Origin of the sequence: Candidatus Erwinia haradaeae (assembly GCF_900698935.1) — a bacterium.
Classification (GTDB): domain Bacteria; phylum Pseudomonadota; class Gammaproteobacteria; order Enterobacterales; family Enterobacteriaceae; genus Erwinia_E; species Erwinia_E haradaeae_D.
In genome coordinates this window covers 150,818-163,418 of sequence record NZ_LR217715.1, presented here as the reverse complement: position 1 = coordinate 163,418, position 12,601 = coordinate 150,818, and the positions used below count along the sequence as shown (strand labels likewise).

Annotated in this window: 6 protein-coding genes; all 6 read left to right on the top strand. The window is 36.0% G+C overall.

Annotation, left to right across the window (positions count from 1 at the left end; translation table 11 throughout):
• Positions 1-1,155 precede the first annotated feature (1,155 nt).
• The 6 genes from ERCIKOCA2762_RS00515 to ERCIKOCA2762_RS00490 all read left to right on the top strand — a co-directional run bounded on the left by ERCIKOCA2762_RS00515 (position 1,156) and on the right by ERCIKOCA2762_RS00490 (position 11,556).
• The gene (locus ERCIKOCA2762_RS00515; RefSeq protein ID WP_157988283.1) at positions 1,156-2,346 is read left to right on the top strand and encodes an amino acid aminotransferase; all 1,191 of its coding nucleotides are present in this window, start codon (positions 1,156-1,158) and stop codon (positions 2,344-2,346) included.
• A 290-nt stretch (positions 2,347-2,636) separates the two neighbouring features.
• Positions 2,637-3,950 carry an adenylosuccinate synthase gene (locus tag ERCIKOCA2762_RS00510; RefSeq protein ID WP_157988282.1) on the top strand — a complete coding sequence of 438 codons (1,314 nt, stop codon included), beginning with the start codon at positions 2,637-2,639 and terminating at the stop codon, positions 3,948-3,950.
• 469 nt (positions 3,951-4,419) lie between these two features.
• Complete coding sequence (rnr, locus tag ERCIKOCA2762_RS00505) at positions 4,420-6,738, top strand: ribonuclease R (protein ID WP_157988281.1); 2,319 nt, start codon at positions 4,420-4,422, stop codon at positions 6,736-6,738.
• Positions 6,739-7,098: 360 nt separating this feature from the next.
• Positions 7,099-7,845, top strand: a complete 747-nt coding sequence (gene rlmB, locus ERCIKOCA2762_RS00500) for a 23S rRNA (guanosine(2251)-2'-O)-methyltransferase RlmB (protein WP_157988280.1) — start codon at positions 7,099-7,101, stop codon at positions 7,843-7,845.
• Positions 7,846-8,713: 868 nt separating this feature from the next.
• Positions 8,714-10,102 (top strand): asparagine--tRNA ligase, encoded by a 1,389-nt coding sequence (gene asnS, locus ERCIKOCA2762_RS00495; RefSeq protein ID WP_157988279.1) that lies wholly within the window; start codon positions 8,714-8,716, stop codon positions 10,100-10,102.
• A gap of 353 nt (positions 10,103-10,455) precedes the next feature.
• Positions 10,456-11,556: a porin gene (locus ERCIKOCA2762_RS00490; protein WP_157988278.1), complete on the top strand. Its 1,101-nt coding sequence runs from the start codon at positions 10,456-10,458 to the stop codon at positions 11,554-11,556.
• Positions 11,557-12,601: the final 1,045 nt, after the last annotated feature.

Below are 12,601 nucleotides of genomic sequence, written 5' to 3'. Positions count from 1 at the left end.
ACGCAAAGAAACATTAAAAAATGATAAGACATCCTAATAAAATGTATCAATATAATTAACAATATTACTACTCAAATCACCCTCAATTGTACTCTTAATATGCACTCTCAATTAAAACATCAATAAAAAATTATGTTTTTTTAGATAACGCTTATTTCACGTGACACGAATAGTAAAATATCAGAAAAATTTGTCATTGACCCTACGGGTCTCTCATTTTTTTAGAAATCTGCTATTACCATCCGTCTTTCATATATTTTTCTAAAAAAACTGAATTTAAATTGCATCAAGATTTTTGGGGAAATCAGAAAACCAGTTGATTATACATGTCTCCTCAATGCCACTCTATCTAGTTACAATATTGTAAATTCTGGCAAGGAATGTCATTGGTCATTATAGAACAATATGTTAATATAGCTATTATTACTCATGCATATTGCTCTAAACCCCCTAGGAAATACTCACCCTCATTGCAATCTTTTCCACTTGCAAGACCTACACATAAAATATGTCTGCGTGATGATTACAAAAAGGACCCATAACATTACCAAAGTGTTATAGATCATGAGAAACTATTATCTCTAGATCAACATTCTTGGCATATACATAATCATACCGTACAGCGTAACATTCATGCGTACAACAGAAAACTATTTTCTAGTATATTAAAATTGGAAAACCAACTTACTAAATTACAAGAAAATATCGAAAAACCTCCCGATCTATCTATAATGATTTATCTAAACGTATTAAAGATGCGTGTGATATATAAGTTATTTTCATAGAATAAAAAACCATGAATGGAAGAGGGTATGCAAAAGTATACGATAGAAAAACTATTAAAGTTTTAGGATTTAAACTATACTAGAAATCTAAAAAGGCAATCTCAAGCTAGAATATCACATGCTCCACACAGCCTTAGATCTTCAAGATTATTAATAATAAATCTTATGGGCTTACTACACCGGCTTTTATATAATACATCGTTTTGAACGAAAATATTAACAGACTCTCTAAAACTTTCAAGACAAACACTAATTCTTTCTTGTATGCAGAAATCCATTCATCATACATGACATAAAAGTCATGAATAATAAATTTTATAAATTAATAAGCATTACGTAACGTAATATATATTTTAATGGATTATACACAATGTTTGAACTAATTAAAAAAGCACCAAGGGATCCTATTTTAGACTTAAACCATTTATTCCACATAGACAATCACGACAATAAAATTAATTTAGGTATCGGGGTTTATAAAGATAGTTTCGGAAGAACACCTGTGCTTGCTAGCGTCAAAAAAGCTGAAGTATTGCTTCTAGAACATGAAATAACAAAACACTATCTAAATATAGAAGGTCTATCGCATTTTGGACGCTACACTCAAGAGCTGCTCTTTGGTCCTTTGAGTCCGCTAATTACTCAAAAACGTATACGTACCGCACAAACACCAGGTGGTACAGGGGCACTCCGTATTACAGCAGACTTTCTTGCCAGTCAAAGTCATGCAAAAAAAATATGGATTAGTAATCCTAGCTGGCCTAACTATAATAATATTTTTTATGCGGCTGGATTTGAAGTAGTGACATATAAGTATTATGATGCGGTTAAAAACAGTCTTGACTTCAAAGCGATGATAGAGAGTCTTAGTGCTGTTTGTGCGGGCGATGTAGTCCTCTTACAAGGTTGTTGTCATAATCCCACTGGTATTGACCTATCCACAGCACAGTGGAAATATTTAGCTAACCTATCCCTAGATAAAGGTTGGCTACCAGTCTTTGACTTTGCTTATCAAGGATTTTCGTTGGGCTTAGAGCAAGACGCCACTAGTCTACGTACTTTTTCTTCTATACATCCAGAACTAATAGTATGTAGCTCCTATTCCAAAAACTTTAGCCTATATAATGAACGTGTAGGTGCATTAACCATTGTTGCTAGTCATAGCACCATAGCTGATACTGTTTTTAGTTGCATTAGATCCACTATTCGAGCTAACTATTCTACCCCCCCATCACATGGAGCCGCAGTTGTTGTCACCATTCTTCAAAATAACGATCTGCGTACTCAATGGGAGCAGGAACTCACTACTATGCGACAACGTATAAAGCAAATGCGCCAATTATTAGCACAAAACCTCAACAAAAAGATAAAAAAAGGTGATTTTAATTTTCTGACCACGCAAACCGGTATGTTTTCCTTATTACGCCTCACACAGCAGCAATTGCTCCGTCTACGTAGTGAGTTTGGAGTCTATATAGTACAAGAAGGCCGTGTCAACATAGCGGGCATTACTCTCGATAACATATCATGTATATGCGACGCCCTCGCCGCTGTTTTGTGATATACTTATTCAACATTTATGGTACAGTTACAATATCTGAGACGCTGATATATCTATAATATCTATTATAAATGTGTATTCTTTAAAGATCAGAAAGAAAGGAAACGTGTTTTTTAAAAAACCTCTCAGAGTATGCTTTTACAGTATGAATTATAAATGAGGTTGAAAATGCGCAATAAAGTAACATACTAGTATGCCAAGAAGCTGTATGTAAAACTCATTCAATATAATTCAATATACAAGAACATTCATGATGATAATATTTTTTAAGAATTAGGTGATTGCGTAACATGAGTAAAAACGTCGTGGTGCTTGGAACCCAGTGGGGTGATGAAGGAAAAGGGAAAATTGTTGACCTTTTAACTGAGTGGGCTCAATACGTAGTACGTTACCAGGGTGGGCATAATGCAGGCCACACCCTGATGATTAATGGTAAAAAAACCATTTTACATTTAATTCCCTCAGGCATCTTACATAAAAATGTCATCAGCGTGATTGGAAATGGTGTTGTGCTATCACCTTCTGCTCTCATGAAAGAAGTACAAGATTTAGAAAAACAAGGGCGAGTAGTGCGCAAACATCTATTTATTTCTACAGCATGCCCCTTAGTATTAGACTTTCATGTAGCTCTAGACCTCGCGCGCGAACAACAAAGCGGTCCAAGAGCCATTGGAACAACAGGTCGTGGCATTGGCCCCGCGTATGAAGACAAAATAGCAAGACGGGGACTAAGACTGGGAGATTTATTCCACAAAAAGACGTTTGCGGAAAAGCTAAAGATAACCATGGAGTATCATAATTTTCAGCTAACACATTACTATAAAACTAAAGCAGTGGATTACGATTCCGTACTTCAAAACATCATGAGTATAGCTGATCGCTTAACAAGTATGGCCGTTGATGTTGCTGAACTACTAGAGAACGCACAGACAAAAGGGGATCGAATTATTTTTGAAGGGGCTCAGGGGACGCTATTAGATATTGACCACGGCACCTATCCATACGTGACATCCTCCACCACAACAGCAGGGGGGGTAGCTCCTGGGACTGGTGTAGGCCCCCGCGATATAGAATATATCCTAGGAGTACTAAAAGCCTATTCTACCCGTGTAGGCGCAGGACCTTTCCCTACCGAATTACTTGATCACACTGGTGAATATCTTTTCAAAAAAGGCAAGGAGTGTGGAGCAACCACTGGTCGTCGTCGACGTACCGGATGGCTAGATGCGGTAGCAATACGTAGAGCAATACAAGTTAACTCTATTTCAGGGTTATGTATAACTAAATTAGATGTATTAGATGGACTCAAAGAAATAAAAATATGTGTAGCTTATCGCATGAAAAATAGAAACAAAGTACACATAACACCATGCACAACTGAAAACTGGGAGGGCATTGAGCCAATCTACGAAATCCTACCAGGATGGAACACTGTTACATATGGCATAAAAAGTTTAGATTTATTGCCACAAGAAGCTATTAACTATATTCGACGCATCGAGGAAATTACAGGGGTTCTGATTGATATCATCTCTACCGGACCAGATCGCAGTGAAACCATTATACTCCGCAACCCATTTGATTCTGAATCTATTCTAAAATAGAAGCGTTATCTCACTGGAGATCTAACTCATATCACAAGAATGCTATAAGCTGAAGCTTCCTAAATATATTTGAAACACTGATTGTTCATTCCTAAATACATAGACCTACTAAAAATATCAGTTAATAATCCTTTATATGACCAAAGTGATTAGTAGGACTCTAAAGCAATAGCATTATCATCTATATATCATATTCTTAATCAGCCATACCACTCATCTGTATGATGACAGTATGACTGACAAATGCAAACTGACCTCTTCAGATGAATAAACTTATAGGATATATGTATTATACTATACTGCTTTGAGTAGAGAATGAAACACACTGAGTACTGAAGAAATAAACAAATATTTTCGTAAAATGAAAGAATACTCCTTAAACACTCTATCTGAAGACCATCCTTCAGTTGTACTATATCATAATAAATCAATGATCTTTAACTGAAAAGATGAGAATGGAGAAACATTGATGTTACACGACCTATTTCAGGAACGCGAAGCCAAAAAATACGATAACCCCATTCCTAGTCGTGAATGCATACTTGCTTATATAGGACAACGCAAACAACCAATACGTCGTGACGAACTGGCACAAGCACTACTGATTCATGGGAAAAAAAATATTGATGCACTAAAACGACGTTTACGAGCTATGGAGCGTGATGGCCAACTAGTTTTTACTCGTCGACAAGGCTATGCCATACCGGAAACGCTTAACCTACTAGAAGGAAAAGTGATTGGACATCGTGATGGTTTTGGTTTCTTACGCGTGGAAGGACAAAAAAATGATCTTTATCTTTCTGTGGCACAGATGCAATTATGTTTACACGGCGATATCATCCTTGCACAAGGCATGGAAGCAGATCGTAAAGGGCGCAGAGAAGCATGTGTGATTCGTGTGATTACACCACGCCATACGCATATCGTAGGGAGATACTTCCGAAACGCTCAAAAAGATTATGTCATTCCAGATGACAATCGTTTAAGGTTCGAGATTCTTGTTCGTGATCAAAGTGTTCTTTGTAGATGCAGTGGTGACGTAGTAGTAGTAGAGCTTACACAACGTCCAACATACCGTAATCAAGCAATAGGTAAAATTATTGAAGTGCTTGGTAGTAATATAGACACTACGATGGCTATAAATATTGCATTACGCACTCATAATATTCCTTATATCTGGTCAAAAACAATACAGCAGACAAACACATTATTACATACAGAAGTTCCTGAACATGCCAAAAATAATCGCGTGGATTTACGACATCTACCATTTGTCACTATTGACGGCGAAGATGCTTGTGATCTAGATGATGCAGTTTTTTGCACGCGCATCAAAAAAGGAGGATGGCGTCTATGGGTTGCAATTGCTGATGTAAGTTATTACGTCCGTCCCGGCACCATTGTAGACGCTGAAGCTCTTAATCGCGGAACTTCTGTTTATTTTCCTTCACAAGTAGTACCCATGCTACCAGAAATTCTCTCTACCACACTGTGCTCACTTAACTCAAAAGTTGACCGTCTATGCATGGTGTGTGAAATGTGTATTTCTTCCAATGGAGAACTAGTCAGTTATAAGCATTACGAAGCTGTCATTAACTCTTGTGCACAATTGACTTATAACACCGTGGGAAATGTGATAAACGGTGACAAAGAACTAAGACAATATTATGAAGCGTTAACACCACATTTAGATGAGTTATACTATATGTACTTAGCACTCGAGAAATCTCGCGAAAAACGCGGAGGCATTATGTTCGATACCGTGGAAGCAAAATTTATTTTTAATGTTAACCAACGTATTGAGCGTATTGAACAAATGGTGCGCAACCATGCACATAAGATTATAGAAGAATGTATGATTCTAGCCAATATTGCAGCAGCACGATTTGTTGAAAAACATAGAGAGCCAGCATTGTTTCGTGACCACGACCGGCCGATAGACGACAACGTGAAAAGTTTTCGCTTGGTTCTCCATGAATTAGGGCTAACCCTACTCGGTGGCGACCAGCCACGCCCATTAGATTACTCAGCGCTACTCAAACAAATTAGCGGACGCCCAGATCATGATATGATACAAACTATGCTCTTGCGCTCTCTAAAACAAGCAGTATATGATTTAGAAAATCGCGGGCACTTTGGTTTAGCCTTATCCTCTTATACACACTTCACTTCACCTATCCGTCGTTATCCTGACCTTTTATTACACCGTACTATTAAATATCTATTAGCGAAAGAAACAATAAAAGAGGGATCAGAAAATCTCGATACATCAACGGGGGGGTATCATTATACAATATCGCAAATGTTACAATTTGGTCAACATTGCTCTATGGCCGAACGCCGCGCTGACGAAGCCACGCGTGATGTGACTGACTGGTTAAAATGTGACTTTATGCAAGCACAAGTTGGTTCAATATTTAGTGGCATGATTTCTAATGTTACTAACTTTGGTTTTTTTGTACGCCTTGATGGCCTTTTTATTGATGGGCTAGTACATGTATCTACGCTCGATAATCACCATTATCGATTTGATCCTATTGGACAACGTTTAATTGGAGAGCTTGGAGGACCTGTTTATCGTCTCGGCGATATAGTCAAAGTATGTTTAGAAAGTGTACATCTAGAAGAACGTAAAATCACTTTTACATTACTCACAAAAAAAACCTTACCAAAACCTTTACACACCAGCTCAACTATGCATCATAAAAAAGAAACAGCGAAGAATCACAAACCGAAAAAAAAATTGATTTTAATAAATAAAAAGCAAAGAAGTAAAACTATCAAGTAAATACTAGATACATATAGTACGCTCAATCTTAAAAATACACCGAACTATATTTCCGTGAGAATGATCGTCATAAAATGACCACTATACCCTGACCTTTTAAAAAAAACCAAAAAACAATAATATTGCAATGATAACGTCTTAAAAATTATTCAGTCAAAAATCAAAACTTTCCTATAACTGCAATAAGGAATTGACCAATAAAAATTACGTCATAGATTATGATATAAGATAAAGCGCAAAGTCTAATCTCTATCTGTAAAAAACCAAAGATATATGGTATGCTACCATAAACTACTGTTTGATTATTGATCATAGTGTTTAAAAATTGATACCTTAACGATAACCACAAACATTAATAATATGAGTCACATACTTTTTGGGATTCACCCAATACAAGATATGCTGGAGACCTCTCCGCAAAGGATTAAAACAGTTTTAGTTATTAAAGGGTATAACAATATCCGTCTGCAGCGCATTCTGCAGTTAATAAAAATACATGACATCAGCATTAATATTGTACATCGAAAAAAACTGGATGATCAATCGGATGGTGCTGTACACCAGGGGATTATAGCCTATGTACAGCCGAAGCAGCAGTTCCAGGAAGAGCACTTACTCATTCTATTATCGAAAATAAACAATCCGCTTTTATTAATCTTGGATGGCATAACTGATCCGCATAATCTTGGTGCTTGCATACGTAGCGCGTATGCTGCAGGAGCTCACGCTATTCTTTTACCAAAGAATCATTCAGCAAAATTAAATTCTACAGTGCAAAAAGTGGCCAGTAGCTCTGCTGAACACATACCGCTTGTATATGTCACTAATTTAGCACGCACGATACGCATATTAAAACAACAAAACATCTGGATTATTGGTACAACCGATAAAGCCACTTGCACTCTTTATCAAAGTAATATGACAGGACCGATCGCTTTAATTATGGGTGCGGAAGACAAAGGTATAAGGCGTTTAACATCTGAGCACTGCAATGAACTAATCTATATTCCTATGCATGGTAATGTTTCTTCACTAAACGTCTCAGTTGCTACAGGTATTTGTCTCTATGAGGCAGTACGGCAAAGGACCCCAATGACACTAAAATAAATACACGTTATCTCATGATGACTCACACCTGTACTGATAGGACCAAACTCGTGTCAAATATAAACTTAGTTATAAAGCCCATATCTCGTACATTTTACTAAATATGAAACTCTCAAATATTTGAAATACTCTTTTACATCAAGCAGGGATGTTTGTTTTTACATGATACAAGCATCGTATCTATTGAGATAAATCTGGTATTACCACTAGTTAATTTGCAATCAATCAACATAGCTCTCTTAATATTAGCACCTGTAATATGCTCACAAGAGATCAGTGATAGAAAGTGCTGCTCAATCTACTGTAGTCTACACACTGAATCATACTGAGTCCTTACTTCAAATCACCCATATAATTATTTAAGTTAATACATCATATACAATGCACAATGTTTGCTAAAGTCTGTCTACAATATCCATGATATATACAACCACATAGCATATTCTATCAACTCACTCTCTTCCTTAAATCCGATAAACATCAATATTCCATGTAATTTAATCACCGTGCTGTATATCACTGCACAATTAATGTATAACATATAAAAACTCTAACATATAAAAACATACACATATAGAATTATACTTACCTACAATTTTAATTATTTTAAATACTCATGCATATATCTATTATAAGTAATACACTATCTCTGATACTCTCATGCCTCTCATAAGTATCTATTACTCACATCAGCTCTGCGCTTTAAATCAATATAGTATTCATAATAGTCTCGTATCGTATATCCACGATGGGTCTCTTATCTCTTCTGTGCATTAAGAAATAAAACATACTAATCAATGCTAAAATATAGAGATACCATAATGCCAAACATTCTTATGAAAACTATGTGTGATTCTAGGAGGATCATATGACGGTCATTTCTATAGCAGCTATCCTACAAGGACAAGTGATTCCAAGCAATACAGTGACTATACGTGGATGGGTTCGTACCCGTAGGAATTCTAAATCTGGTATCTCCTTCATCACTGTCTATGACGGTTCCTGCTTCCATTCTATTCAGGTTGTAGCTACACATGAACAATCTGATGTCTTACGTATAACAACAGGTTGTTCTGTGGTTATCACGGGGCAAGTGGTAAAATCGCCAGGTAAAGGGCAAATCTTTGAAATGCAAGCAACTAATATAGAAATCATTGGATGGGTAGAGGACCCAGACAGTTACCCAATTTCAGCTAAAAATCATAGTCTCGAGTATCTACGCGAAGTAGCTCATCTACGACCACGAACTAATATCATTGGAGCAGTAGCGCGTGTACGTCATTCTTTAGCACAAGCTCTACATCGTTTTTTTCACGATCAAGGGTTTTTCTGGGTTGCCACCCCCCTCATAACCGCCTCAAACACTGAAGGAGCAGGAGACATGTTCCGTGTCTCCACTTTAGATATGGAACGCCTTCCTCGCACCGAAACAGGAAGCGTTAATTACGATGCAGACTTTTTTGGAACAGAAGCATTTTTAACTGTTTCAGGTCAATTAAATGGTGAGGCATACGCTAGTGCTATTTCAAAAATTTATACTTTTGGCCCTATATTCCGTGCAGAAAAATCGCACACCAGTCGTCATCTAGCAGAATTTTGGATGTTGGAACCAGAAATAGCATTTTCTAGTCTAGAAGATATTGCAAATCTTGCAGAGATCATGCTTAAATATGTATTCCAAGTAGTTCTTCTTGAACGTGCGGATGATATGGCTTTCTTTGAAGAACGAATAAACAAAGATGTGATCACACGTTTACAACATTGTATTACAAACCCATTTACAACAATTAGTTATGATGATGCTATCAATATCCTAATATCATCTAAACAAAATTTCAGTCACCAAATTCAATGGGGTTTGGATCTAGCATCCGAGCATGAACGTTATCTCACTGAAAAATATTTCAAAGTACCAGTAGTGATCAAAAATTACCCTAAAGATTTAAAAGCATTCTATATGCGTCTCAACGAAGATGGTAAAACTGTTGCCGCTATGGACATCTTAGCGCCTGGTATTGGAGAGATTATTGGTGGATCCCAAAGAGAAGAACGCTTGCATATATTAGATATGCGTTTAGTAGAAATGGGTATATCCATCACAGATTACTGGTGGTATCGTGATCTTCGTCGTTACGGTACAGTGCCACATTCAGGCTTCGGTCTGGGGTTTGAACGATTAGTGTCCTACGTAACAGGAGTGAAAAACATTAGAGATGTTATTGCTTTTCCGCGAACAACACGTAACGTTTCTTTCTAATCTCTTATGTTTGTAATTCAATACAATATTATACCGTAATATAATATAAGATTAGAAACATCATTCTAAATTTATGGCATACCAAAGCAGCAAACACATATAAAAAATCATCATACATAATCCAAAATTATTATTTTGATGTCATCATAAATGACTAAACTATAATACCACAGATAGGTTGACTGTAATGAAAAGACAAGTATTATTTTCAGACTAGATTAATCACCTCAGAAGTGATAAAATCTCTAAAGCAAAAGAGAGAACAACACTCTACTGAGAGTTTATGTAAAACCTATTATCGAAAATATTTAGGTAACAGTTTCCTGGGTAATCAATCCAATAAGGATCATAAAATGATGCATCGCAAAATTCTTGCACTAATGCTACCAGCTCTACTCGGGGCTGGTTCTGTGCATGCTGCAGAGATCTATAAAAAAGATGGCAATAAATTAAATTTATACGGTAAAATGGATCTGAATCATCAAGTCTCTAGCAATGTTCATGATGAAGGTGAAAAATCACGCATCCTTGTTGGTTTAAGGGGTGAAACTAAGATTAGCGATCTATTAACTGGTTATGGACAATTAACATATAGTATTCAAACTAAGCCGTCTGGTGCAGAAAATGGCTCTCACTATCAACCTAGTGTTGGATTTGTTGGTTTAAAATTTAGCAATTATGGTACTTTTGATTATGGTAAAAACTATGGAGTGGGCTACGATCCATTAGCATGGACAAATACTATACCAGCATCAGGAGGAAGTTCTACTCGCCCTGGTCATGGACTAATCGGCCACTCTAATGACTTAGTCACTTATCGTAATAGTAACCTATTTGGTTTAATTGATGGTTTGGACTTTGCACTACAATATCAAGGAAAAAATCACGCGCATTCCGAAAAAAAAGATATTAATGCAGAAAATGGAAAGGGAATAGGAGGGGCAGTAACCTACAGAGCGCCAACGGGCGTAGCAGTATCTGCGGCTTACACAAGATCAGATAGAACTGAAAACCAAAAAAATGCTGACTTTGGCAAACAAAACCCAACAGCGGAAACATGGTCTACTGCAATTAAATATAACGCTAATAATCTTTACTTAGCCACTATGTACGGTGAAACTCGAAATAATACCTATATTAAAATTAAATCAACTGAGATCAAACAAGGTATGGTTGACAGAGAAAAAAAATTTGAAGCAGTAGCGCAATATCAATTTGACTTCGGGCTTCGTCCTTCGCTAGCTTATATACAATCTATAGGTAAAAAAATTACTTCCTTTGGCAATCAAGACCTATATAAGTATATCGACTTAGCCACTTATTATAATTTTAACAAAAATCTAGTAACTTATGTTGATTACAAAATCAATCTAGTAAAAAAGAATGACTTCAATACTAACGCAGGATTTTCTACAAAAAATACTATAGGACTTGGTTTAATATATAAATTCTAATGACTGTTATATCACACAATAGTTTATATAAATTATCTACATACACGGGGTAAGAGCCCCGTGCTCATTCAGCGTAAGTTATAAATATTTTTCTGATAACATCATCATCGCGCTAATAGTAATTACCGCCTAGACTTCAAAAAGTACAGCCGCTTCATTGAAAAAGAGCACAGGCTGTTGTGATATCGCATAAAACGACACGCAATCCTAAGCATAAAGTCTTATTTTATATGCTTAAAAATATGCTATCTTTACACTGGATAAGTTTGTGCAAACACATATTATACACAGATATGTATTCAACATTATACTATAAAAATATACCTTTATCACTACTATCAAATCCCAGAAGGTTATTTATAAGAGAGAATTAGCAAAAAAAGAGACTTATATAATATGTTTATCATATTCCATAATCACTGACACACTAATTTAAAATGTGTATTAAAAAGGTCACTCAAACCGCCTAATCCTATTACAAAACGCAGGACTGCATGCATAGCATTAAAAAAATATAAGAGTATCCTTACAATAAATAGAAGGTCCACATTAAATCACTATGATCATTAATATATTTTTATCATGAAATCCTCATATCTCAACACAGCGACCACCTACTACCGCACCAGAAAATAATAATGATATGATGCTGGCACATGACTATGTCATACTTTTTCTAAATTCATAGCTTATAAAATCTTCGGTTACCTAAACTGAACACAAGAATTCGTAAAAAACGCCATAAATTAAGCAGAGTCAATTATCCATTCACTCATATTATACGTGCTATTAATAAGAATCGAGATTAGACCCTCTACAAATAATAAGTTTTCAACTAGATGCCGCACAGAAAAATCATTCTATATAAAAAACATTATTTCTATAACAATGTCTTGCTCTTAAAAAATACTTATGTAATATCTAAGTACTCTTACCAAGATCATACTAAGATACAATATTACTGACGCTTCAAAACACATCATGTTTATGAATCGCCTCCATGTAAATGAAGACACCGAGTGGTATGAAATACACGTGCTACAAA

Coding starts and splice junctions, on each gene's coding strand:
- ERCIKOCA2762_RS00515 (WP_157988283.1), top strand. CDS start 1,156: ATGTTTGAACTAATTAAAAAAGCACCAAGGGATCCTATTTTAGACTTA.
- ERCIKOCA2762_RS00510 (WP_157988282.1), top strand. CDS start 2,637: ATGAGTAAAAACGTCGTGGTGCTTGGAACCCAGTGGGGTGATGAAGGA.
- rnr (WP_157988281.1), top strand. CDS start 4,420: ATGTTACACGACCTATTTCAGGAACGCGAAGCCAAAAAATACGATAAC.
- rlmB (WP_157988280.1), top strand. CDS start 7,099: ATGAGTCACATACTTTTTGGGATTCACCCAATACAAGATATGCTGGAG.
- asnS (WP_157988279.1), top strand. CDS start 8,714: ATGACGGTCATTTCTATAGCAGCTATCCTACAAGGACAAGTGATTCCA.
- ERCIKOCA2762_RS00490 (WP_157988278.1), top strand. CDS start 10,456: ATGATGCATCGCAAAATTCTTGCACTAATGCTACCAGCTCTACTCGGG.